Source organism: Herbaspirillum sp. NPDC087042 (assembly GCF_044745245.1).
In the GTDB taxonomy this organism is placed as follows: Bacteria; Pseudomonadota; Gammaproteobacteria; order Burkholderiales; family Burkholderiaceae_D; genus Herbaspirillum.
The window spans coordinates 131,919-154,537 of the sequence record NZ_JBIUZW010000016.1 but is presented as its reverse complement, the minus strand read 5'-3'; the positions used below and the strand labels follow the sequence as shown (position 1 = coordinate 154,537).

19 protein-coding genes and 1 pseudogene are annotated in these 22,619 nt (G+C 64.7%); 8 read left to right on the top strand and 12 right to left on the bottom strand.

Going from position 1 to position 22,619, the window contains the following annotated elements; all coding sequences use genetic code 11:
• Nucleotides 1–373: pseudogene (locus tag ACIPHN_RS20735) on the bottom strand (NADP-dependent malic enzyme); the annotation flags it as partial.
• A 450-nt stretch (nucleotides 374–823) separates the two neighbouring features.
• Between ACIPHN_RS20735 and thiL the strand changes: the two are divergent.
• The 3 genes from thiL to ACIPHN_RS20720 all read left to right on the top strand — a co-directional run bounded on the left by thiL (nucleotide 824) and on the right by ACIPHN_RS20720 (nucleotide 2,958).
• Nucleotides 824–1,789 (top strand): thiamine-phosphate kinase, encoded by a 966-nt coding sequence (gene thiL, locus ACIPHN_RS20730; RefSeq protein WP_400439513.1) that lies wholly within the window; start codon nucleotides 824–826, stop codon nucleotides 1,787–1,789.
• Nucleotides 1,786–2,337 carry a phosphatidylglycerophosphatase A gene (locus ACIPHN_RS20725; RefSeq protein ID WP_400439510.1) on the top strand — a complete coding sequence of 184 codons (552 nt, stop codon included), beginning with the start codon at nucleotides 1,786–1,788 and terminating at the stop codon, nucleotides 2,335–2,337. The genes thiL and ACIPHN_RS20725 overlap by 4 nt, the downstream gene beginning before the upstream one ends.
• Nucleotides 2,338–2,475: 138 nt before the next feature.
• Nucleotides 2,476–2,958: a CinA family protein gene (locus ACIPHN_RS20720; protein ID WP_400439507.1), complete on the top strand. Its 483-nt coding sequence runs from the start codon at nucleotides 2,476–2,478 to the stop codon at nucleotides 2,956–2,958.
• Nucleotides 2,959–3,057: 99 nt separating this feature from the next.
• Here ACIPHN_RS20720 and pyrF read toward each other — a convergent pair whose 3' ends face one another.
• Nucleotides 3,058–3,876, bottom strand: a complete 819-nt coding sequence (gene pyrF / locus ACIPHN_RS20715; RefSeq protein WP_400439505.1) for an orotidine-5'-phosphate decarboxylase — start codon at nucleotides 3,874–3,876, stop codon at nucleotides 3,058–3,060.
• Nucleotides 3,877–4,042: 166 nt separating this feature from the next.
• Between pyrF and ACIPHN_RS20710 the strand changes: the two genes are divergently transcribed.
• From ACIPHN_RS20710 to ACIPHN_RS20700, 3 genes are read left to right on the top strand one after another with little or no spacing between them, the layout of a single operon-like run.
• A complete protein-coding gene (locus ACIPHN_RS20710) occupies nucleotides 4,043–4,636 on the top strand; it encodes a LemA family protein (RefSeq protein WP_400439503.1) in 594 nt (197 codons plus the stop codon).
• A 37-nt stretch (nucleotides 4,637–4,673) separates the two neighbouring features.
• Nucleotides 4,674–5,549 carry a TPM domain-containing protein gene (locus ACIPHN_RS20705; RefSeq protein WP_400439501.1) on the top strand — a complete coding sequence of 292 codons (876 nt, stop codon included), beginning with the start codon at nucleotides 4,674–4,676 and terminating at the stop codon, nucleotides 5,547–5,549.
• Nucleotide 5,550: 1 nt separating this feature from the next.
• Complete coding sequence (locus ACIPHN_RS20700; RefSeq protein ID WP_400439499.1) at nucleotides 5,551–6,078, top strand: TPM domain-containing protein; 528 nt, start codon at nucleotides 5,551–5,553, stop codon at nucleotides 6,076–6,078.
• A gap of 12 nt (nucleotides 6,079–6,090) precedes the next feature.
• Here the strand turns inward: ACIPHN_RS20700 and dacB are convergent, their stop codons facing one another.
• On the bottom strand, nucleotides 6,091–7,536 hold the full coding sequence (gene dacB, locus ACIPHN_RS20695; RefSeq protein ID WP_400439496.1) for a D-alanyl-D-alanine carboxypeptidase/D-alanyl-D-alanine-endopeptidase: 1,446 nt from the start codon (nucleotides 7,534–7,536) through the stop codon (nucleotides 6,091–6,093).
• Between the two features lie 335 nt (nucleotides 7,537–7,871).
• On the opposite strand from dacB, the gene ACIPHN_RS20690 reads away from it, so the two are divergent.
• Nucleotides 7,872–9,074: a diguanylate cyclase gene (locus ACIPHN_RS20690; protein WP_400439493.1), complete on the top strand. Its 1,203-nt coding sequence runs from the start codon at nucleotides 7,872–7,874 to the stop codon at nucleotides 9,072–9,074.
• A gap of 225 nt (nucleotides 9,075–9,299) precedes the next feature.
• On the opposite strand, the gene ACIPHN_RS20685 is transcribed toward ACIPHN_RS20690, so the two are convergent.
• Nucleotides 9,300–9,482: a hypothetical protein gene (locus ACIPHN_RS20685; protein ID WP_400439490.1), complete on the bottom strand. Its 183-nt coding sequence runs from the start codon at nucleotides 9,480–9,482 to the stop codon at nucleotides 9,300–9,302.
• Between the two features lie 831 nt (nucleotides 9,483–10,313).
• On the opposite strand from ACIPHN_RS20685, the gene mgtA reads away from it, so the two are divergent.
• Complete coding sequence (gene mgtA / locus ACIPHN_RS20680; RefSeq protein ID WP_400439487.1) at nucleotides 10,314–13,076, top strand: magnesium-translocating P-type ATPase; 2,763 nt, start codon at nucleotides 10,314–10,316, stop codon at nucleotides 13,074–13,076.
• A 238-nt stretch (nucleotides 13,077–13,314) separates the two neighbouring features.
• On the opposite strand, the gene ACIPHN_RS20675 is transcribed toward mgtA, so the two are convergent.
• The 8 genes from ACIPHN_RS20675 to ACIPHN_RS20640 form a co-directional block, all read right to left on the bottom strand.
• Nucleotides 13,315–14,442 (bottom strand): response regulator, encoded by a 1,128-nt coding sequence (locus ACIPHN_RS20675; protein ID WP_400439485.1) that lies wholly within the window; start codon nucleotides 14,440–14,442, stop codon nucleotides 13,315–13,317.
• A complete protein-coding gene (locus ACIPHN_RS20670) occupies nucleotides 14,433–15,089 on the bottom strand; it encodes a chemotaxis protein CheB (RefSeq protein WP_400439482.1) in 657 nt (218 codons plus the stop codon). Before ACIPHN_RS20670 ends, ACIPHN_RS20675 begins: the two co-directional genes overlap by 10 nt.
• Nucleotides 15,086–15,937: a CheR family methyltransferase gene (locus tag ACIPHN_RS20665; RefSeq protein ID WP_400439480.1), complete on the bottom strand. Its 852-nt coding sequence runs from the start codon at nucleotides 15,935–15,937 to the stop codon at nucleotides 15,086–15,088. Before ACIPHN_RS20665 ends, ACIPHN_RS20670 begins: the two co-directional genes overlap by 4 nt.
• Nucleotides 15,922–19,449, bottom strand: a complete 3,528-nt coding sequence (locus tag ACIPHN_RS20660; protein WP_400439477.1) for a response regulator — start codon at nucleotides 19,447–19,449, stop codon at nucleotides 15,922–15,924. The genes ACIPHN_RS20665 and ACIPHN_RS20660 overlap by 16 nt, the downstream gene beginning before the upstream one ends.
• 194 nt (nucleotides 19,450–19,643) lie before the next feature.
• The gene (locus ACIPHN_RS20655) at nucleotides 19,644–20,303 is read right to left on the bottom strand and encodes a DUF1345 domain-containing protein (RefSeq protein ID WP_400439474.1); all 660 of its coding nucleotides are present in this window, start codon (nucleotides 20,301–20,303) and stop codon (nucleotides 19,644–19,646) included.
• Between the two features lie 104 nt (nucleotides 20,304–20,407).
• On the bottom strand, nucleotides 20,408–20,902 hold the full coding sequence (locus tag ACIPHN_RS20650; protein ID WP_400439472.1) for a SecDF P1 head subdomain-containing protein: 495 nt from the start codon (nucleotides 20,900–20,902) through the stop codon (nucleotides 20,408–20,410).
• 8 nt (nucleotides 20,903–20,910) lie between these two features.
• Nucleotides 20,911–21,129, bottom strand: coding sequence for a hypothetical protein (locus ACIPHN_RS20645; protein ID WP_400439469.1), 219 nt, complete (start codon nucleotides 21,127–21,129; stop codon nucleotides 20,911–20,913).
• Between the two features lie 107 nt (nucleotides 21,130–21,236).
• Nucleotides 21,237–22,613 (bottom strand): sensor histidine kinase N-terminal domain-containing protein, encoded by a 1,377-nt coding sequence (locus ACIPHN_RS20640; protein ID WP_400439466.1) that lies wholly within the window; start codon nucleotides 22,611–22,613, stop codon nucleotides 21,237–21,239.
• Nucleotides 22,614–22,619: the final 6 nt, after the last annotated feature.

Genomic DNA, 22,619 nt, shown 5'->3' with positions numbered 1-22,619 from the left:
CCGCGATGACGTCGATCAGCTTGTCCGGGTCGGTCTCGTTGATTTCGATGTCGAAGACGTCGATGCCGGCGAACTTCTTGAACAGCACGCCCTTGCCTTCCATGACCGGCTTGGAGGCCAGCGCACCGATGTTGCCCAGGCCCAGCACGGCAGTACCGTTGGTGATGACGGCCACCAGGTTGCCGCGGGCGGTGTAGCGGAAGGCATTGAGCGGGTCGGCGACGATTTCTTCGCAGGCCGCGGCCACGCCGGGAGAATACGCGAGGGAGAGATCACGCTGGTTGGTCAGCAGCTTGGTGGGAGTGACACTGATCTTGCCCGGGGTCGGAAACTCGTGGTAATCCAGCGCTGCCTGACGAAGTTGCTGACGCACTTCTTCTTTCTTACTGATCATCGAATCCATAACTCTGTATTCTCTAGTTGACTTGCGAAGGGGGTCGATTCTAGCAGAGGTCGGCCCTCAATCATAGGCCACCGAACTCATGCTGCCCCGCGCAAAGCCTTTTCGGGACTGGCTTTGCGGGCATCGACCGATGATCCATGATGATCGCGAACATGCCCTTTCACGGTACAAATGACGTACGTTTATCGTGTGATAGGCGCAAGTTGCGCACAGCTTCATTTCCGGCCAGACAGGCTGCCAGCATCGCGCCATACCCGGTATTGGGGAAAACCCCTAGCCGCCTTGCGCAGTGCAACCTGACGCCGTCCCATGCGCCTTTCCAGTGCATCCGCCTACTTACGCTGCAGCGCAACATCGCTGTCAGGACGGGTCAGATGGATTGTGCTCCAGAAGCCGTGACGGATTGGTTACAATCGCGCCATGCTCTCCGAATTCGAACTCATCGCGCGCTACTTCAGCCGCCCGCCCGCTCCCGACAGCCGCACCGCACTCGGCGTGGGGGACGACTGCGCGCTGATGACACCGGCTCCGGGCATGCAGCTGGCCATCTCCAGCGACATGCTGGTCTGTGGCCGTCACTTCTTCCCCGATGCCGATCCGCATCTGCTGGGCCACAAATGCCTGGCGGTGAACCTGTCGGACCTGGCCGCCATGGGCGCCCATCCGATCGCCTTCACGCTGGCGCTGGCCCTGCCACAGGCTGATGCGCAATGGCTGGCACCGTTCTCGCAGGGCATGCTGGCACTGGCCGATGCGCATGGCTGCGAGCTGATCGGCGGCGACACCACCAAGGGGCCTCTCACCATCAGCATCACCGTCTTCGGCGAGGTGCCGCCGCAGCAGGCGCTGCGCCGCGACGCCGCCCGCGTGGGCGACGACATCTGGGTCTCGGGCACGCTGGGCGACGCCCGCCTGGCACTGGCCGGCTACCGCCAGGAGTTCCCGATCAATGCGGATGAACTGCAAGAGGCCGCACCGCGCATGCACGCCCCTACCCCGCGCGTGGCACTCGGCCTGGCCCTGCGCGGCATCGCCCATGCCGCCATCGACATCTCCGACGGCCTGGCCGGCGACCTCGGTCATATCCTTGCGCGTTCGCGCGTGGGCGCCACGCTGGATGTGGATGTACTGCCGGCCGGTCCGGTGCTGCAACAGCGTGACCTGCACCTGCACCGCCGCTTCACGCTCGCCGGCGGCGACGACTACGAACTCTGCTTCACCGCCCCCGTGCGCCAGCGCGACGCCGTCTACAAGGCCGCGCAAGCAGCCGGCACGGCGGTGACCCGCATCGGCAGCATCGAGGCCGAACCGGGCCTGCGCCTGCTGGATGCCGCCGGCGAGCCCTGGCAAGAGACTCCGGATTCCTTTGACCATTTCCGTACATGAACCCTGCTTCCGGCCCCACCCCGTCCTTCCCGCCCCCGCCCGCCGCCCCCAAGAAGCGCAAGCCGACCTCGCATTTCATGCTGGCCCATCCGGCGCACTGGATCGCCCAGGGCTTCGGCAGCGGCCTCTCGCCCATCATGCCGGGCACGGCCGGCACGCTCTTCGCATGGCTGTCCTATGCGGTGCTGACCACCCGCTGGCCGCAGGTCTTCACGGCAAGCAACTGGATGGCCATCATCGTGGCCGGCTTCATCATCGGCGTCTGGGCCTGCCAGCGCACCGGCCAGGCACTCAATTCGCCCGACGACGGCAGCATGGTGTGGGACGAGATCATCGCCTTCTGGCTGGTGCTGGTACTGGTGACACCGGCCAGCGCCAAGGTCCAGCTTGCAGCCTTCGTGGTGTTCCGCTTCTTCGACATGGTCAAGCCACCGCCGATCGCCTGGTTCGACCGCCACTTCAAGGGCGGATTCGGTGTGATGTGGGATGACATCGTGGCGGCCTTCTACACCCTGCTGGTGTTTGCCTTCTGGCGCACCTACTGGTAAGCAGGCAAGACGGACATGCCGGTTGCAACAACTCCCGGCGACAAGGGAGTATGCTAGACCGTGCAGTTCGATGATCAACCGACTGCAGTCCTGCCGGCAACATGGCCAGAGACTGCGGCACAGCCGAGGATGACACGCATGGATACCACGATAGACCTGGCCACCCGCGTAGGCCAGACGCTCAAGGCCAAAGGCCTGCTGCTTGCCACTGCCGAATCGTGTACCGGAGGCGGTATTGCCCACGCCATCACCGAGATCGCCGGATCGTCGGAATGGTTCGATTGCGGTTTCGTGACCTACTCGAATGCTTCCAAGAATGAATTGCTGGATATCTCCGAAGCCCTGATCGCCCAGCACGGCGCGGTCAGCGAAGAGATCGCCGGCGCCATGGCCGAGGGTGCGCTGGCCAACAGCAGTTCGGATGTCTCGGTCTCCACCACCGGCATCGCCGGCCCCGGCGGTGCCGTACCCGGCAAGCCGGTCGGTACCGTCTGCTTCGGCTGGCGCGTGGGCGACAAGACCTATACCGAACGCCTGGTCTTCAAGGGCGATCGCCAGGAAGTCCGCGCCCAGACCGTGGAGCATTCGCTGAAAGGCTTGCTCAAGCTGCTGGCCGAGTAAGGGGAGTAAGGGGAGTAAGGGTGAAATAAGCCCCGCTATCAACGCAAACAGGCGGCGCTCCGCAAGGAGTCGCCGCCTGTTTTTTTTGGGGTCGCCAGATCAGCGGAACTGGTTGATGGCGTCGCGCGTCTCGATGGCCACGCGGCGCGCCGCAGCGGCGAAATCTTCACCCACCTGCGGCTTGGCGTAGAGGATGGCGCGCGAGGAATTGATCATCATGCCGGTGCCGGCAGCGGTCCTGCCGGACTTGACCGTGGCTTCGACATCGCCACCCTGGGCGCCGACGCCCGGCACCAGCAGCGGCATGTCGCCGATGATGGCGCGCACCTGGGCCAGCTCGTGGGGGAAGGTCGCGCCCACTACCAGGCCGCACTGGCCATTGGTATTCCACTTCTCGGCCACCAGGCGGGCCACGTGCTGGTACAGCGGCTTGCCATCGACTTCCAGGAACTGCAGGTCCGAACCACCGGCGTTGGAGGTGCGGCACAGCACGATCACGCCGCGATCCTTCCATTCCAGATAGGGCGAGACCGAATCCCAGCCCATGTAGGGGCTGACGGTGACGACGTCGGCGTCATAGCGCTCGAAGGCTTCGCGGGCATACTGCTCGGCGGTGGCGCCGATGTCGCCGCGCTTGGCATCCAGCACCAACGGAATCTCGGGGTAGTTCGTGCGCAGGTAGGCGCAGATGCGTTCCAGTTGCTCTTCCGCGCCCAGCGCGGCAAAGTAGGCAATCTGCGGCTTGAAGGCACAGGCGGCTTCGGCGGTGGCATCGACGATGGCGCGGCAGAATTCGAAGATCGCGTCCGGGCGGCCTTGCAGCTCGGCCGGGAATTTCTTGACGTCGGGGTCCAGGCCGACGCACAGCAGGGAGTTACGCGAAGTCCACGCGGCGTTGAGTTTCTCGATGAATGTCACGGTGATGCCTTTAACTGAAAGATGCGCTATTGTAGCGCGCCAGCATGCAAGGATCTCGATTTTTGCCTGATGTTCACCCATTTTTGCGGGAATATCAGGCACTTGTGGCGGGTTTCCTGGTCTCATGCGCTCCCTTTGCTTCATTTTTGCTACGAGGAAAGACAACATGAAAAAACTCTTCGCCTGGCTGGCCATCGCGACCCTGGCCCTGACCCTCACCGGCTGCGGCTACAACGACTTCCAGGCCAAGGATGAAGCCACCAAGGCTGCCTGGGGCGAGGTGGTGAACCAGTACCAGCGCCGCGCCGACCTGATCCCCAACCTGGTCAACACCGTCAAGGGCTATGCCGCCCACGAGAAGGACACCCTGGAAGCCGTGACCCAGGCCCGCGCCGCCGCCACCAGCTTCCAGATCACCCCGGAAGTGCTGAACAACCCGGAAGCCCTGGCCAAGTTCCAGCAAGTGCAGGGACAACTGTCCTCGGCCCTGTCGCGCCTAATGGCGGTGTCGGAGAACTACCCGCAGCTGAAGGCTGACACCAGCTTCCGCGATCTGCAATCGCAGCTCGAAGGCACCGAGAACCGCATCACCGTGGCCCGCCAGCGCTATATCGCCGCGGTACAGGACTACAACATCCTGGCGCGCAGCTTCCCCAGCAACATCACGGCCAAGGTGTTCGGCTACCAGGTCAAGCCATCCTTCACGGTCGAGAACGAGAAGGCCATCTCGACTGCGCCGACGGTCAACTTCGGCAAGTAAGCCGCGTACGCCGATGCTGAGGACACTGACGAGGCGGATGAAGCTGACGGTGGGCAAGTCCCTGCTGGCCGGCTGCCTGCTGGCCCTGGCGCTGCTGCCGGGCACGGCTGGCGCCGCCGACGGCCTGGTCGCGGTGCCGCCGCTGTCGGGCCACGTGATCGACCAGGTCGCGTTGCTGCAGCCACAGCAGCGCCAGGCCCTCGAAGGCGTGCTGGCCGAACTGGAACAGCGCACCGGCAGCCAGATCGCGGTATTGCTGATGTCCTCCACCGCGCCCGAAGCCATCGAGCAGTACAGCATCCGCGTAGCCGACGCCTGGAAGCTGGGGCGCAAAGGCGTGGACGACGGCGTGATCCTCATCGTCGCCCGCGACAATCCCAAGGCACTGCGACGGCTGCGCATCGAGGCCGGACGCGGCGTACAGGGCAGCCTCACCGATGCGCAATCCAAGCGCATCCTGGAAGACGTGATCGCCCCGCACTTCCGCCAGAACGATTTCTATGGCGGCCTGGCCGCGGGCGTCTCGGCCATCTCCGGCCTGCTGGCGCAGGAGCAGTTGCCCCCGGCGCAGCGCCATGCCGGCACAGCGCCGGTCCAGGCCGATGATGGCGGCGGCTGGATCGCGGTGCTGGTCGTCGTGCTGTTCCTGGTAGTGTTCTTTGGCGTGCTGCTGAAGTCACGCAGCCGCGCCCGCAACACCCTCAACAACAATGACTGGGGCCGTGGCGCCAGCACCGGCGCCGGCGTCATCATCGGCAGCATCCTCGACCAGGCTGCGCGCAATGCCGCCTCCGGCCGCAACTGGCCGGGATCAGGTGGACTGGGAGGCGGTTTCGGCGGAGGTTCCTCCGGCGGCGGCTTCTCCGGTGGCGGTGGCGGATTCGACGGCGGCGGCGCCTCGGGAGACTGGTGACATGTCCCAACACAAGACTTCCCCTTCATTGGCTGGCCGTCTGTGGCGGCATCTGCGCAGCACCCATGCAGCGGCAAGACGCGCCTTCCCCTCGGCCACGCTCAAGGCCATCCAGGCCAGCATTGGCGAGGGTGAACGCCACCATCGCGCCCAGGTGCGCGTGATCGTCGAAGCCTCGCTCTCGCTGGGCGCACTCAGGCGCGGCGAAAGCGCGCGCCAGCGCGCCCATGAGCTGTTCTCGCGCTATCGCATCTGGGATACCGAGGAAAACTGCGGCGTGCTGGTCTACATCAACCTGGGCGACCGCAAGGTGGAGATCGTGGCCGATCGCGGCATCAATGGCCGGGTCACGCGGGAGCAGTGGCAAGCGGTTTGCCACGCCATGACCAGCGGCTATGCCCGGGGCGACTTCCAGGGCAGTACGCTAAGTGCGCTGGAGCAGCTGCATGCGCAACTGGCGGCGGCCATGCCGCGCCGGGATGGCGACGGCGACCACAACGAACTCTCCGACAAACCGCTGCTGCTGTAGCGGCGTGCTACCTCAACCGTTCTCGTAGACCCACTGCAGCAGCGCATCCTGCGCCTTCTGCCCATTGGGTGCGGCCGCATGGTTGATCAGGAACACCACCACATAGGTCTTGCCCGAGGCCGCCTGCACGTAGCCGGCGATGGAGCGCACGTCGTTCAGGGTGCCGGTCTTGATGTGCGCCTGTCCCGCCACGCCCTGGCTCTTGAGGCGGCGACGCATGGTGCCGTCATAGCCCACCAGCGGCAGCGAGGAGACGAACTCCGGCATCAGTGGCGACCGATAGGCCTGCAGCAGCACGCCGGCCAGCAGGCCCGGCGTGACCCGGTCGGTACGCGAGAGGCCCGATCCGTTCTCGATGGAGAAAGCGGATGCCTCGATGCCCTTGTCCGCCAGCCAGGCGCGCACCGCCTGGGCCGCATTGGTGGTATCGCCCGGCTGTCCGCTCATCTCGGCGCCCAGCGTCAGGAAGACCTGGCGCGCCATTACGTTGTTGCTGTACTTGTTGATATCGCGGATCACCTCGGGCAACGCCGGCGAGGCCACTTCCACCATCAGCCGCGCCGAGGGCGTGACCTGGCCGCCCACCACGCGCCCCGAGAAGCTGCCGCCGAGGTCAGCCCACATCTGCGCAAAGCTCGCGCCGACGAACTGCTGGTTGTTCATCCGGTAGGGATGCACGTACCACACGCGCGCTCCGCAATCGGCCGCGTAACTGCCGCCGAAGCTGACTGTGCTGGCGTCGTTGTTCATCATCAGCTTGCCCTGCCAGTCGCCGCAGGGTTCCTGCGACAGGCGTGGCGGCGTGATCCTGAGACCGGCCATGGGCGGGTCCATGGTCACCGCGACCGTGCCGCTGGCGGCATCGGGTTCGAAACGGAAAGCCTGGGTCCGGTAGTTCAGCAGCAGCGCATCGGCACCGGCGTTGTAGGGCTTTTGCGGGTCGCCATCGAATTGCGCCGGGTCATAGCTGGACTGGGCGAAATAGCTGCGGTCCAGCACCAGGTTGCCACGGATGTCCTTGATGCCACGCGCACGCAGCTGGCGCAGGAAGAGCCAGAAATTCTCCAGCACCAGCTTGGGATCGCCGCCTCCCTTGATGATCAGGTCGCCATCGAGCACGCCACCGGCCAGCGTGCCGTCGATATAGGCCTGGGTCTTCCAGGTATAGGTCGGCCCCAGTATCTCCAGGGCTGCATCGGTGGTCACCAGCTTCATCACCGAGGCCGGATTGAAGGCCTGTGCCACATTGCTGGAGGCCAGCACCCGCTTGCTGCCCTCGGTATCGACCACCAACACGCCCACGCCCTGCTGCGGGATGTGCGCCACGCGCAGCGCGCCCGTCACCACCGGCGGCAGACCCTGGGCCATCGCAGGCAGGGTGGGCAGGAGCAAGGCGGCAAGCAGCGGCAGGGAAACAGGAGAAAAGCGATGGAAGCGATAGCGCGGGAAACGAAGCATGATTCAGCCAGAAAAGGGGATCACGCATTATAGGGGCAAGCGCCCCTGCCCCCTCCCTGCCCTCCGTGCCCCCTCCTGAAACGGCCCGGTCACAGCAGTGTGCGACAATACGGGCCGTTGATATCTTGACAGATCGTCATCGACGCCAGCCCGACAAGCTGCGCCATATCAAATCCTGCTGCATATGCCGGCCGCAATGCTTGCCGCCCCCCTGCAGCAGAGTTACGCTAAATCAATTTACACATGGATTTCCGGGTACGTCACTTGATCGTGCGCCCGGTGATGGCACTGCCCTCCATGACAAGCCCGGACAGGACGAAAGAACAAATATCACCATGTCATCCAGTTCCCCCAAGCGGCGCGAGAAGGACGGCGCGCGGCAGCGCCTGCACGCGCTGCTGGACCTGATCAATCCACTGGCCCTGTACCGTGCGCGGCCGGGTCGCCCTGACGACCTGCCGCCAGAAGAACTGATCGGCAAGGGCGTGCGTTTCGTCAATCGCATCTACATGCTGCGCGCCATCGGCCTGGGCGTGGGCTTCTTCTGCGTGGCCGCGGCCTTCGTACAGAACCCGGTGGCCTGGCCGCTGTGGGTGCTGCTGGCCTTCCATGGCTACCTGTGGCCCCACCTGGCTCGCGCCTGGGCACTGGGCAGTGCCGTTCCCTATCGCACCGAGCGCCGCAACCTGGTCATCGACGCCGCCTTCGGCGGTTTCTGGATCGCCGCCATGGACGGCAACCTGGTCCCCAGCGCAGTGATCATTTCCCTGCTGTCGATGGACAATATCGCCGCCGGCGGCATGCGCCTGTTCATGCGCGGGCTCTACGCCACGCTCGCGGCGGGCCTGTCGGGCTGGTTCCTGCTGGGTGCGCGCTTCCTGCCGCAGAGCGATATCGTCACCATCGTGGCCTGCCTGCCGATGATGATGCTCTATCCGCTGGCGCTGGGGGAATCGACCTACCGGATGTCCAAGAAACTGGCCGAGCGCTCGCGCCAGTTCGAGATGGTCAGCCAGATGGATGGCCTGACCCACCTCTTCAATCGCCGCTACTGGGAAAGCCTGCTCATCGAGGAATTCGCCCTGCGCCACCAGCAGCGCCCCGGTGCCAAGGGCGCCTTCCTGCTGCTGCTCGACCTGGACCACTTCAAGAGCATCAACGATACCCACGGCCACCTGGTGGGTGACGAGGTGTTGCGCAATTTCTCGCGCCTGCTGCGCACCCGGCTGCGCGAGGATGACCTGATCGGCCGCTACGGCGGCGAGGAATTCGTGGTGATCCTGCGTGATATCGCCCATGCCGATGCGCTGCATCTCTCACAGCGCCTCATCGACGAGGCCCGTATCAGTACCACGGAGGCCGACAACCTGTGGGGCTGCACGGTCAGCGCCGGCCTGGTGCCGTTCACGCCGGACATGGACGCCCATTTCGTCTGGCTGCAACGCGCCGACCATGCCATGTATTGCGCCAAGGAAAACGGCCGCGACCGCCTGGTGCTGTGGGAGGCCACGCTCGCGCGCAAGCCACGGCCGGCCTGATCGGGGGCGGACCGGTGTCGGGTGAAATGCGGGAGTTGAAAACGATGGACGCAAAAAAGGCCGATGTCTTCGGGGCCGCCACGAGACCACTGTGAAGACATCGACCTAGGGAAATCAAGGGCGGGGCGATCGGCAACGAACTAGGCTAGGTTCCTTGGAAAAATGCCTGTGCCAATGCCCCGGCCACAGCCGCAACGAGCGGCAAGGCGGGCTATGGAAGGCCCGCTAGATTAGCACTGGCAGTGCCTCCAGTACTAAAAGTGCAAGCAACGCGCCGAAGATGGCACCCGCCGCTCTCAAGCTGGTGCGTACCACGCGCGAAGCCACCGGTGCTTCCCCACACAACAGCAAACCTGCCAATGCCATCGGGATGAAGAACATGAGGTTGTTCATGATGATGTTGGGCATGGTGCGTCTCCTCGTCGAGTTCTTTTGTGCTCTTACAGGGCCGGCCTCGGTTTGAGTATAGGCCGTGCAGCATGGAAGACAAGCCTGGCGATGTCACAATCGCTGCTGCATAGCAGCGAATTTTCGTCACGCCGAGGCGACAGATCGCAAGCTTTAGCTTGTTGCAGATGCACAAATGTTTAGCAACATCGGCCGAATTGCCTTGACCCTGTTTCTGGCGCGAGCGTAGAATTCGCCGGTTCTCATTTTATGGAGTCCCTCTCATGGGCACTTGTTCGGGTGACAGTTGTTGCCGGTTAATTTCCGGTTAAGCCTCAGCAAGGATTTCAGCAGGACTTCTCCTGTCGTCATCTTGCTCCAGGCAGATGACGGCATCTCCATGCCGGCCGTGCGCCGGTATCGACATTCCCTCACAACGACAGATCGACGATCGACCGCCGCAGACACGGCGTCATGATGCTTTCCCTCATCGCTATCCGCCCTGCCCTCCCGGCCGGGCGCCGCTGGCATGAGCCGATGCGACATGGCGCATGGCCACTGGCATGGTTCCCCTTGAGCCGTGCCGGTGGCTGTCCGCTCGCGCCGCCAGGCGCCGATGACAGGGGCTCCGCTCAACCAGGCGGAGGCTGCAATGCGACAGACATACCCATCATGAAGACGCGAAGACCCGGCGCGCCGTCGGCGTCCCGGCCTCGTTGAGCGAGGCTGCCAGGGACTGCCAGCGGCGCCAGACCACGATGCTGCCCTAGCCCGTGACGACCGGCGCAACCGGCAGCGCAACGCCAGTCCCTTCGCACCCGGTGCGAAGACCAACAAGAAAAGAAGGTCGACATGAACCTGAACCTGCTGAAAGAAACCTTTGCCAGCTTCATCCGCGCACGCGGGATGGATCGCCACTTCCGTCGCCTGGGCATGGACATGTTCCGCAGCGCGCCGGTGACCCGGGAAGTCCCGCAAACCCTGGCCGGCCAGCTGAACGCAGCCTCCGCCAGCGACGTGCAGGCCCTGCTGCAACGCCTGAACTCGCGCCACGACGGCCTCACCGAAGCCGAGTCCGACGCCATCCGCGAGCAGACCGGCCCCAATGAGGTCGAGCATGAAAAGCCGCTGACCTGGCCAGTGCACCTGTGGCACTGCTACAAGAACCCCTTCAACCTGCTGCTCACGCTCTTGGCCGCGGTGTCCTTCTATACCGAGGACATGAAGGCCGCCATCGTGATCGGCACCATGGTGGTGGTCTCGACACTGCTGCGCTTTGTCCAGGAGGCACGCTCGAACACCGCGGCCGACAAGCTCAAGGCCATGGTCAGCAACACCGCCACCGTCATGCGCCATGACCTGGTCGAGGAAATCGCCGCCGAAGCCCATCGCTACTTCGACGTCACCCTGCACCCCAAGGGCGCGCGCCGCGTCGAAGTCCCGATCCGCAAGCTGGTGCCGGGCGACATCGTGCTGCTCTCCGCGGGCGACATGATCCCGGCCGACCTGCGCCTGTTGTCGGCCAAGGATCTCTTCGTCAGTCAGGCCGCCATGACCGGCGAATCGCTGCCGGTGGAAAAGTTCGTCACCCCCGCCAACGCCAGCGCCAGCAGCCCGCTGGAGCTGGACAACCTGTGCTTCATGGGCACCAACGTGGTCAGCGGCTCGGCCACTGGCGTGGTGCTGACCACCGGCAAACGCACCTACTTCGGCGCCCTGGCCGAGCGCGTCACCGCCACCGACCGCACCCCGACCGCTTTCCAGGCGGGCGTGAACAAGGTCAGCTGGCTGTTGATCCGCTTCATGCTGGTGATGACGCCGGTGGTGTTCTTCATCAACGGTTTCACCAAGGGTGACTGGGTAGAGGCCTTCCTGTTCGGCCTGTCGGTGGCGGTGGGCCTCACGCCCGAGATGCTGCCCATGATCGTCACCTCGACCCTGGCCAAGGGCGCCGTGGCGCTGTCGCGCAAGAAGGTGATCGTCAAACGGCTCGACGCGATCCAGAACTTCGGCGCCATGGACGTGCTGTGCACCGACAAGACCGGCACGCTGACCCAGGACAAGATCTTCCTGGAACGCCATACCGACATCCACGGCGCGCCCGACGATGAAGTGCTGCAATACGCCTACCTCAACAGCTACTACCAGACTGGCCTGAAGAACCTGTTGGACGTGGCCGTGCTGGAACACGCCGAACTGCAGCGCGAGATGTCGATCGCCTCGGCCTATCGCAAGGTCGACGAGATTCCCTTCGACTTCCAGCGCCGCCGCATGTCGGTGGTGGTGTCGGAGCGTGAAGACCACCACGAGCTGATCTGCAAGGGCGCCGTCGAGGAAATCGTCTCGGTCTGCTCGCGCGCCCGCGTCAACGGCCAGGTCGTGCCGCTGACACCGGCGCTGCTGGAAGACATCCGCGCCACCACCGGCAAGCTCAATGCCGAAGGCCTGCGCGTGGTCGGTGTAGCCGCCAAGGACCTGCCGCCGACCAAGGAAGTCTATAGCCTGGCCGATGAGTCGGACCTGGTACTGATCGGCTACATCGCCTTCCTCGATCCGCCCAAGGAATCGACCGCCCCGGCCCTGGCGGCCCTGCGTGGCCACGGCGTGAAGGTCAAGATCCTCACCGGCGACAATGAACTGGTGACCGCCAAGATCTGCCGCGAAGTTGGTCTGGAGGTCAAGGGCATGTTGCTGGGTTCGTATGTGGAAAAGATGAGCGATGCCGAGCTGTCGCAGGCGGTAGAGACCGTGACGGTCTTCGCCAAGCTCTCGCCGGCCCACAAGGAACGCATCGTGCGGGTACTGCACGATCGCGGCCATGTGGTCGGTTTCATGGGTGACGGCATCAACGATGCCCCGGCCCTGCGCGCGGCCGACATCGGTATCTCGGTCGATACCGCCGTCGATATCGCCAAGGAAGCCGCCGACCTGATCCTGCTGGAAAAGAGCCTGATGGTATTGGAAGAAGGCGTGCTGGAAGGCCGCAAGACCTTCGCCAACATGCTCAAATACATCAAGATGACCGCCAGCTCCAACTTCGGCAATGTCTTCTCGGTGCTGATCGCCAGTGCCTTCCTGCCCTTCCTGCCGATGCTGCCCCTGCATCTGCTGGTGCAGAACCTGCTCTACGACGTGTCGCAGATTTCCATCCCCTTCGACAACGTCGACCAGGAATTCCTGGAAAAACCGCAGCGCTGGGATGCCGGCGACATCGGGCGCTTCATGGTCTTCTTCGGCCCGATCAGCTCGATCTTCGACGTCACCACCTTTGCGCTGATGTGGTATGTCTTCGGCGCCAGCTCGCCGGAACACCAGACCCTGTTCCAGTCCGGCTGGTTCATCGAAGGCCTGCTGTCGCAGACGCTGATCGTGCACATGATCCGCACGCGCCGCATTCCCTTCTTCCAGAGCCGCGCCTCCTGGCCGCTCCTGGGCATGACGCTGGTGATCATGGCCATCGGCATTGCCATCCCGATGTCGCCGCTGGCCTACTACTTCAAGCTGGAAGCGCTGCCGCTGTCCTACTTCCCCTGGCTGGTGGGGATCCTGGTGGCCTATGCGGTGCTGATCCAGGGCATGAAGGGGTGGTATTCGAAGCGTTATGGGTGGCAGTAATACGGCCACGGTCCTGAAGTCAGGACGACCAAAAGCAATGCCGTTCAGCTCACGCTGAACGGCATTTTTTTCGAACTGAAATGGAGCCGTTCGGGCTGAGTAGCCGCTTCGCGGCGTATCGAAGACTCTCCAGGGCTGGTCAAAGCAGAGCCCCGCGGTATTGCAGACAGCGCACCTTCGATACGGTCCTGGCGGACCTACTCAGGACGAACGATCGGCTGGTTGGCAGGAAGATCGCCTAGCGCCGCGGCAAGCGCACCGTCACCAGCGTCTGCAAGACATCATCGGAACTCATGTCGATGGCGCCACCGTGTGCCTTCACGATCTGCTGGGCGATGTACAGCCCCAGGCCCAGGCCTTCCTTGCGGCCCGACTCCCGTTCACCGCCACGGAAGGGATCGAAGATCACCGGCAACAGCGCGGCCGGGATCACGCCCCGGTTGGAGAGGGTCAGCACCACCTCGTTCTCGCTCCGGCCATCGATGCCGATGCAGACCGGCTGGCCCGGTACGCCGTGCTGCAAGGCATTGCCCAGCAGGTTGGCCGCCACCTGGGCCAGGCGATCGCCATCCCAGAAGCCGTGATCGTCGCCCTCGATGCGGCGCTCGACGATGCTGCCCGGGTAGGTGGCCTGGTATTCCTGCACCACCCGCTCGGTGATCTCGCCCAGGCAGGCGCTCTCGCGCGCCAGCGGGATGCCGCCGGCCAGTCGTGCGCGGGCCAGGTCCAGCATGTTCTCGATCAGCTTGGCCATGCGCTTGCCGCCATTGAGGATCTGTTGCGAGGCCTTCTGCGCCACTTCCTCCTTGTAGCTGCGCTGCAGGAGCGTGGCCGCCATCATCACGGCGCTCAAGGGGTTGCGCAGGTCGTGACCGAGGATGGCCACGAACATCTCGTTCAACCGCAATGTCTCGGTGCGCTCGCGCAGATCCAGCGCCAGCTGCTGCTTCTGGCGATACAGCTGGAAGAACACCTCGGCCTTGTTGCGCAGGATATGCGCCTCGATGGGCTTGTAGAGGAAATCCACCGCTCCGCTTTCATAGCCCTTGAACATGCGACGCTCGTCGCGCACGCCGGCCGTCACGAAGATCAGCGGCACATTGCGCGTACGTTCGCTGCCACGGATCAGCTCGGCCAGCTCGAAGCCATCCATGTCCGGCATCTGCACGTCGATGAAGGCCAGCGCCACCTCGTGCACCAGTAGCAGCTCCAGCGCTTCCATTCCGGAACGCGCCAGCAGCAGCTCGACATCGTCACGCTGCAGCAGCGCCGACAAGGCCAGCAAATTTTCTTCGAGATCGTCGACCAGCAGGAATTTCACCCGTGGCAGCTCCCGGCATTGATGTTCTTGTTCTATCACCCGCATTCCTTTTCTTGCTCTTGCCCGGCTTCACGCGCACCCAGGGTGCGCAGCAGATCGGCGATCTGCGCGAGCGTGAGCACATAATCGATTTCCCCCAGCGCCAATGCCTGTTCCGGCATGTACGGCACCTGTGCCTGTTGCGGATCCTGCACCACCGTCACGCCACCGGCACGCGCAATGGCCTGCAAGCCTGCCGCGCCGTCCTGGTTGCCACCGGTGAGGACGATGCCCATCAGCCGTGGTCCATAGACATCAGCTGCCGACTCGAACAGCACATCGATGGCCGGCCGCGAGAAGTTGACCGGCTCGTCGTTGGACATCGCCAGCAGCGGCCCTTCCGGCGTCTTGTCCACCAGCAGATGATAGTCTGGCGGCGCAAAATAGATCACCCCCGCCTCGACGGGCTCCTTGTCCTGCGCCTCGCGCACCGGCTGGAGACACCGGTGGGAAAAGATGGACACCAGCAGGCTGGGCCGTTCGCGCGGCAGGTGCAGCACCACCAGGGTGGCCACGTCAGCGCCAGCGCGCAAGGCCGGCAGGATGTCGGACAAGGCATCCACGCCACCCGCCGAGGCACCAATGACGACTGCCTCGATGCCATCGATGCCTTCAATACGCCGGCTGGCAGCGGCGACGATCGGCGCGCTCACAGATCCCCCTTCTTCTGGAAGATGCGGTCCTCGCGCACGATCTCGTCAAACGCCCCCGCATGCGAAGAAAACCGCAGCGACTCCTTCGACCCCAGGCCCAGGAAGCCCTTGCGCACCAGCGATTCACGGAACAGGCCCAGGGCGCGTTCCTGCAATTGCCGGTTGAAATAGATCAGCACATTGCGACAGGACACCAGGTGCATCTCGGCAAAGACGCTGTCGGTGGCCAGGCTGTGGTCGGAGAAGACCACGTTGCGACGCAGGGACTTGTCGAACACCACCGCGCCATAGGCGGCCGTATAGTAATCCGAAAGCGAGGTCCTGGCGCCCGATTTCTGGTGATTGCTGGTGAAACCGGCGATACGGTCCAGCTCATAGACACCGGCCTCGGCCTTCTTCAGCGCAGTCTGGTTGATATCGGTGGCATAGATCAGGCTGCGTTCGAGCAAGCCTTCCTCGCGCAGCAGGATGGCCAGCGAATAGACTTCCTCGCCGCTGCTGCATCCGGCCACCCAGATCTTCAGCGACGGATAGGTGCGCAGCAGGGGCAGCACCTGCTGGCGCAGCGAGAGGAAATAGCTGGGGTCGCGAAACATCTCGCTGACCTGCACCGTGAGGTATTCCATCAGGGCCGGGAACACGCCCGGATCATGCAATACCTTGTCCTGCAACTGCGACAGCGTAGCGCACTCGAAGCGCCCCATGGCGGTGACCAGCCGGCGCTTGAGCGACGCGCCGGCGTAACCACGGAAATCGCAGTGGTACTTGAGATAGATGGCGTCGAGCAGCAACTGCATCTCGATATCGAAATGCCGGTGGCTCATGATCTGATTCATTTCGGCATCCATACGCGTACCAGCGAGAGCAGCTTTTCCACATCCAGGGGCTTGGCGATGTAGTCGTTGGCGCCGGCGGCCAGGCATTTTTCCTGGTCGTCCTTCATGGCCTTGGCGGTCAGCGCGATGATGGGCAGGCGCTTCCAGTAGGCGTCCTTGCGGATCTCGCGCATGGCGGTCAGGCCGTCCATCTCGGGCATCATGATATCCATGAGCACCAGGTCGATGGGCGCGCCGGCCTGGCTCTGGCTGCGTTGCAGCGCCTCCAGCGCCTCGCGGCCATTGCGGGCGATGTCGACCTTCATGCCCTTGGGTTCGAGCACCGAGGACAGGGCGAAGATGTTGCGCACATCATCCTCCACCACCAGGATGCGACGGCCCTCGAAGACAGTCTCGCGGTCGCGCGCCACCTTCAGCAGGCGCTGGCTCTCCGCCGGCAGCGTGGTTTCGACCTGGTGCAGGAACAGGGTCACCTCGTCGAGCAGGCGCTCGGGGGAGCGCGCATCCTTGATGATGATGGAGCGCGAGAAACGCCGCAGGTTCTGCTCTTCCTCGGCCGACAGGGAGCGGCCGGTATAGACGATCACCGGCGGGAAGGCCACGTGCTCCTGCTCGGCCATCTTTTCCAGCAACTGGTAGCCGGACAGGTCGGGCAGGTTCAGGTCCATCACCATGCAATCGAAGGTGGTCTCGCGCAGGCGCGCCAGGGCTTCGGTGGCGGTGCGCACGCCGACCAGGTTGATGTTCTCGCCGGCCAGCAGCTGGCGGATGCTGTCGAGCTGGCGGACATCGTCCTCCACCACCAGCACATGGCGCAGGTCTTGCAGGAACTTGGCTTCGAGCTTGCGGATGGCGCCTACCAGTTCTTCGCGCTGCACCGGTTTGAGGGCATAGCCGACCGCGCCGCGCTCCATGGCTTCGTGGGCGTAGTCGGCCACCGACACCACATGCACGGGGATATGGCGGGTCTTGGGATTGCGCTTGATCTGGTCCAGCACGCCCAGGCCGGAGAAATCGGGCAGGTTCATGTCCAGCAGGATGGCGCTGGGACGGTAGAGCCCGGCGGCGGCCACGCCCTCGTTGGCCGAATGGGTGATCACGCACTGGAACCCCATCTCATGGGCCAGGTCGCGCAGGATCAGGGCGAAGGCGGTGTCATCCTCGATCACCAGGATCACGCGCGCGGCCGGCTCGATGCGATGACGGTCGTCATCGATGGCGATCTCCTGCAGGCGGGTAGGCGCGGCCAGCGGTACGGCGGCCGAGACCGTGCTCATGCGGATGTCGGGGGCGGTGGCGACCTGGGCCGCCTGCAGCGTCGAGGCCGAGGCCAGTGCGGCGGCCGACAGCGGCGCCGGCCGCGTGGCGACCTGTTCGCTGCGATAGACCTGCGGCAGCGAGAGCGTGAAGATGCTGCCCTCGCCGGGGCGGCTCTGCACCTGGATATCGCCGCCCAGCAGATGCGCCAGGTCACGCGAGATCGACAGGCCCAGGCCGGTGCCGCCGTACTTGCGATGGGTGCTGCCGTCGGCCTGGCGGAAGGCTTCGAAGATGAACTGGTGCTGGTCCTGGCCGATGCCGATGCCGGTGTCGCGCACGGCAAAGGCGATGTGCTCGTTGGCATCGGCGTAGATGCGCAGGCTGACCTCGCCCTTCTCGGTGAACTTGATGGCGTTGGAGAGCAGGTTCTTGAGGATCTGGCCCAGGCGCTGCATGTCCGTTTCCATGCGTGCCGGCACGCCCGGCTCGATCTGCACCTTCAAGGCCAGGCCCTTCTGCTGGGCCGTGACCGAGAAGCTGGCATTGAGCTCATCGGCCAGCTTGGCCACCACGAAGGATTCGGCGACGATGTCGAGCTTGCCGGCCTCCATCTTGGAGAGGTCCAGGATGTCGTTGATCAGCGCCAGCAGATCGTTGCCGGCCGAGGAAATGGTCTGGGCAAAGCGCACCTGCTCGTCGCTGAGGTTGCCGTGCTTGTTGTCGGCCAGCAGCTTGGCCAGGATCAGCGTGGAGTTCAGGGGGGTGCGCAACTCGTGGCTCATGTTGGCCAGGAATTCGCTCTTGTACTGGTTGGCGCGCTCCAGTTCGGTGGCTTTTTCCACCAGCACCACCTGGGTCTTGGCCAGGTCATCCTTCTGCACTTCGAGCAACTGGGTCTGTTCTTCCAGCTGGGCGTTGGTCTCTTCCAGTTCGGCCTGCTGGGTTTCCAGGCGTACCTGGGATGCCTTCAGGGCCTGGCCCTGCTCTTCCAGCTCTTCGTTGTTGACCCGCAGCTCTTCCTGCTGGGCTTGCAATTCCTCGGACTGGCGCTGGGTTTCTTCCAGCAGTTCTTCCAGCCGGGTCCGGTCCTTGGAGGAGCGCACGGCCACCGCCACCTGATCCGACAGGCGCGCCAGCAGCTCTTCTTCCTCGGGACGCACGCCACGCAGGAAGCCCAGTTCGAAGACCGCCTGCACCACGCCCTCGCTGGCGGCCGGCACGATCAGCAGCTCGCTGGGCTGGCGCCGCCCCACCGCCGAGGACACGGCCAGGTAGTCGGCCGGGACATCCCTGACATGCATGGCGCGATTGAGCTTGGCCGCCTGGCCCAGCAGGCCCTGGCCGTGCTGCAGCGTGACCGGACCGGCCTGCTCCTCGATGGCATAGGCGGCGAAACGTTCGAAGTCACCGGCGTCGGTGCGCAGATAGATCGCCCCGACCTGGGCGTTGAGATAGCCGGTCAGGAAGGCCAGGGTATTGTCGCCCAGCACGCCCAGGCGCTGTTCACCCTGCAGCCGTTCGGCCAGGCCCATCTGGCCGGCGCGGATCCAGGCCTGCTTCTCGCGCAGGCGGTAGTCTCGCGAGGTGGTGGCGGCAGCGGCCACGATCAGTACCAGCAGCAGTGCCGAGCCGCCCCAGGCCACGGCCGTGGAGAAGGTGACCGCATCCTGCCAGTCGGCCTGGCGCGCACTGAGCAGGTCGCGCTCCTGTGCTTCCATCTGGGCCGACACCGTGCGTACCCGGTCCATGGCCATCTTGCCGCGGTCGGACTGCACCACCGACAGCGCACCGGCGCTGTCACCGGCGCGGCGTAGCGCGATGGTCTGGGCCAGCTCATCCATCTTTTCGCGGCTGATGCCCTCGATCTGCGAGAGGCGCTGCAGCTGGTCCTGGCTATCGCCCACCAGCGCGCGCAGCTTGCCGATCTCGCCGGGCAACGAGGCCCTGGCCTGGTTGTAGGGTCCCAGGTAGCTCTCGGCACCGGTCAGCAGGAAGCCGCGCTGGCTGGTCTCGGCATCCTTGAGGGTGGACAGCAGCACCTGCAACTGCTCGCGCACCTCGATGGTGTGGGCGACGGCGCGTGCGGTGTCGCCCCGGGTCACCGAGGCCTGGTAGGTAAAGAGCGCAATCAGGATCACCGCCAGGATGGCCACGCCGAAGCCGATCAACGGGCCCGGTGGCAGGGGCGGACCGGAAAAGGCCCCTTTGCCCTGGCGCTTCAAGATGGCAATACGTTCTTCTGCTTGGCTGGAATGAACCGGCACGACGCGCTCCCTGTTTATTCGTATCGTTGGTCGAGCTGCGAGGGATCTGCGCCCCTCCTCCCCTTTTATTGCTGCCGGCAAAGCGAACCAATAAAGCGGGCCATTATACGGTTCGCCCCGGATGTGCGCAGGCCGCCCGCGTCTGGCGACGCGGCGGCCTGAACCTCGCTAGGACAGGTAGGCGACGGTTCGGTTCAATTCCCCACCAGGCCGGCGGCGATATTGATGGACAGGCCGATGATGGCGGCGTTGAAGATGAAGCAGATCAGCGAATGCGCCAGCACGGCACGACGCAAGGGCCGCGTGGCCACGCCCACGTCGGAGGTCTGCACGGCCACGCTGATGGTCATCGAAAAATAGAGGAAGTCCCAGTAGTCGGGCTGCGCCTGGCCATCGGCAAAGCGCAGCGGCAGGGCCTGCGGATCATCGTCGTCGGCGTAGAACAGGCGTGCATAGTGCAGCGTGAAGATGGTGCCGATCAACAGCCACGAACCGAACACGGTGGAGGCGGTGAAGCCATAGCGCAGCAGCTTGCCGCCTTCATCGTGATGACTGGCGCCGGCCAGCTCCAGCAGGATCGCCAGCAGGCTGGCCACGGCGGCCACGCAGACCATTACCAGCACCACCCGGGCGCTTTCATCCTCGGTCTCGGCCAGGCGCTTGACGGTGTCCTGGTCGGCCCGCAGCATCATCACCCACAGCGTCACCAGGTAAGTCCAGACCCCGGCATTCCAGCCGATCAGGCAGCGCCCGGTGATCGTGGAGGCGGGCAGCAGGCAGGCGGCGATCACGCCCACGGCAATGCCGATCAACAAACGGGGATGGACCTGGACGATCTGGCGGGCGACGGACATGGTGTTCTTGTAGTTGGGAAGCGGAGGCAAGCCTCCAGCCGGACGGCGACGGCCACGACATTAGCACGACCGGGCCCTCTCCTGCCACCCGGTCGTGGCCCTGTTCATTGCCTTGGCGAGAGCTGGTGCGCCAGGCGTACCGCATCCTCGAAGCTGGCCAGCCCGGTCAGGGCCATGGTATTGATGCTCATGTTGCCCTGCACGCTGACCACGTTGACGACCTGCCCCTCCAACAAGGCAGCGAGCTGCTTGCCCTGCAGCTCGCGCGAGGCCGCCGCTAGCCTCAGGGTACCGACGGGCGAAAACTGCAAGACCAGGACGGCACGTCCGGCGGCATCCTTTTGCGCCGTGGCGCGCTGGACGTCGCTGGCATCGAGTGCGGCGCGCGGCGCCAGGTAGAGATCACCGCCGGGCGACTGGGGATTGCGCACCTTGATCCAGCCCTGGGTCGGCACGGTGGTGGCGCCGCGCAATTCGAACAGGCTGGACGAGGACAGGCCCCCACTGGAGGCACAGCCGGCCAGGGCCAGTACCAGGGTGGCGGCCCCAGCGATCAGCAGTTGCCGGCGGCGCGGCGCAGCGGGCAGCCCGCAAGACATCACTGGCTTCAAAATTCATGCTCCTGCAAGGCCCGGGCGGCGCGCTCGCGGGCGCTGGCCAGGGCTTCTTCCTCGGTCGGGTAGAGGCCCACGGGGATATAGGTTTCGGCGATCTCGGGTTCGCGCGCCAGGCGCACGAAGACTTGTGCCTCGAAGGCATGGTCGGGTTTCTCGACCGCATCGTAGCGGGCGATGTGGGTGCCATTCTGCAAGACCTTGTCGGTCATGTTGCCTCCTGTGTCGGTCACGATGAGCCATTTGGACACAGGATACGGCCCGAGGTTCGGTACGCCGGCACCCGCCGGCAAGCTCTGCCATGACGGCAGCGCCGGGTTCAGGCGCCCAGCGGAAAGCGCACCGTAAAGACCGTGCCCTGCCCCTGCTGCTTGCAGTCCAGGCTGATCACGCCGCCATGGTCATGCGCGATCTCGCGCACGATGGCCAGGCCCAGGCCGCTGCCGGCGACCTTGTCGTTGGCGCGATAGAAGCGGTCGAAGATCTGCTCGCGGTGCTCGGGGGCGATGCCGGGGCCGGAATCCTCCACCGACAGCAGGGTCGCGCCGTCCTGCTCCAGGCAGCGCACGGTCACCGTGCTGTTGGGCGGCGAATAGCGCACCGCATTGTCGATCAGGTTGTCGATCAGGTCGCGCAGCAGGAAGCGGTCGCCACGCATGCGCGCCGGCCGCAGGTCGAAGCCGAGGTCGATCTGCTTCTTGTCGGCTTCCTCGATGAAGTGCTGCACCGATTCTTCCACCAGCTTGTCCAGCAACAGGGCTTCGAGCTTACGGCTTTCGAACAGACCCGGCTCCGAACGCGCCAGCGCCAGCAGCTGGCGGCTCTGGCGGATCATGCGTTCCACCGAGGAATTCATCATCTCCAGCGAGCGCGCCGTATCGGGCTGCTCCTGGTGCTTGTCATGCAGCAGTTCGAGCTGCAGCTTCAGGCCCGTCAGGGGCGTGCGCAACTGGTGCGCCACGTCGGCCATGAAATTCTGCTGCGCCTGCTCGCCCTTGCTGATGCGCGCCATCAGCTCGTTCATGGCGCCGATCAGCGGTTGCAGCTCCACCGGCGAGCCGGCCCCGTCGATGGCGCCCAGCTTGCCATGGCCGCGCTGCTCCAGGTTGCGCTGCAGGCTCTTCAAGGGTTGCAGGCCGCGCCGTACCGCCACCAGCACGGCACTGATGGAAATGAAGGTCAGGACGCCATCCAGCGCCAGGAAGGTCAGCAGGATGGTGTAGTGGGCACGGTTGCGCTTGCGCACCGTCTCGGCCACGGCCACCGAGATGACGCCATTCTTGACCCGCACCTGCAGCGCCGCGATGCGCACCGGCTCGCCACGCATGGTGGCGTCATAGTTGATGGGACGGTCGAACAGGTCGCTCTCGGGCAGCGGCGGGAAGCCCTTGTCGCCCACCACGATCTCGCCGCGTGTATTGCGCACGGCAAAGAAGGTGGTATCGGTGTGATTGCTGCGCAGGATTTCCTCGGCCTGCTTGGTCAGCTCGGCCGTGGTTCTTTCCTGGCGATGGCGCACCTGGGCGTACAGGCCCCAGGTGGAATCCATCAGGTTCTGGTCGAAGGCGTGCTGGGCCGGCAGCCAGGCCAGCCAGTAGGTCAGGCCGGCGCCCACCAGGTTGACCAGCAGCAGCGGCGCAATGAGCCACTTGAGCAGGTCACGCCGGATGCTGGGGTGGAGGACAGCCGTGCGCACCGGGGA

Excerpts from the sequence above, each read along its gene's own strand:
- thiL (WP_400439513.1), top strand. The coding sequence starts at position 824 with ATGCTCTCCGAATTCGAACTCATCGCGCGCTACTTCAGCCGCCCGCCC.
- ACIPHN_RS20725 (WP_400439510.1), top strand. The coding sequence starts at position 1,786 with ATGAACCCTGCTTCCGGCCCCACCCCGTCCTTCCCGCCCCCGCCCGCC.
- ACIPHN_RS20720 (WP_400439507.1), top strand. The coding sequence starts at position 2,476 with ATGGATACCACGATAGACCTGGCCACCCGCGTAGGCCAGACGCTCAAG.
- ACIPHN_RS20710 (WP_400439503.1), top strand. The coding sequence starts at position 4,043 with ATGAAAAAACTCTTCGCCTGGCTGGCCATCGCGACCCTGGCCCTGACC.
- ACIPHN_RS20705 (WP_400439501.1), top strand. The coding sequence starts at position 4,674 with ATGAAGCTGACGGTGGGCAAGTCCCTGCTGGCCGGCTGCCTGCTGGCC.
- ACIPHN_RS20700 (WP_400439499.1), top strand. The coding sequence starts at position 5,551 with ATGTCCCAACACAAGACTTCCCCTTCATTGGCTGGCCGTCTGTGGCGG.
- dacB (WP_400439496.1), bottom strand. The coding sequence starts at position 7,536 with ATGCTTCGTTTCCCGCGCTATCGCTTCCATCGCTTTTCTCCTGTTTCC.
- ACIPHN_RS20690 (WP_400439493.1), top strand. The coding sequence starts at position 7,872 with ATGTCATCCAGTTCCCCCAAGCGGCGCGAGAAGGACGGCGCGCGGCAG.
- ACIPHN_RS20685 (WP_400439490.1), bottom strand. The coding sequence starts at position 9,482 with ATGCCCAACATCATCATGAACAACCTCATGTTCTTCATCCCGATGGCA.
- mgtA (WP_400439487.1), top strand. The coding sequence starts at position 10,314 with ATGAACCTGAACCTGCTGAAAGAAACCTTTGCCAGCTTCATCCGCGCA.
- ACIPHN_RS20675 (WP_400439485.1), bottom strand. The coding sequence starts at position 14,442 with ATGCGGGTGATAGAACAAGAACATCAATGCCGGGAGCTGCCACGGGTG.
- ACIPHN_RS20665 (WP_400439480.1), bottom strand. The coding sequence starts at position 15,937 with ATGGATGCCGAAATGAATCAGATCATGAGCCACCGGCATTTCGATATC.
- ACIPHN_RS20655 (WP_400439474.1), bottom strand. The coding sequence starts at position 20,303 with ATGTCCGTCGCCCGCCAGATCGTCCAGGTCCATCCCCGTTTGTTGATC.
- ACIPHN_RS20650 (WP_400439472.1), bottom strand. The coding sequence starts at position 20,902 with ATGTCTTGCGGGCTGCCCGCTGCGCCGCGCCGCCGGCAACTGCTGATC.
- ACIPHN_RS20645 (WP_400439469.1), bottom strand. The coding sequence starts at position 21,129 with ATGACCGACAAGGTCTTGCAGAATGGCACCCACATCGCCCGCTACGAT.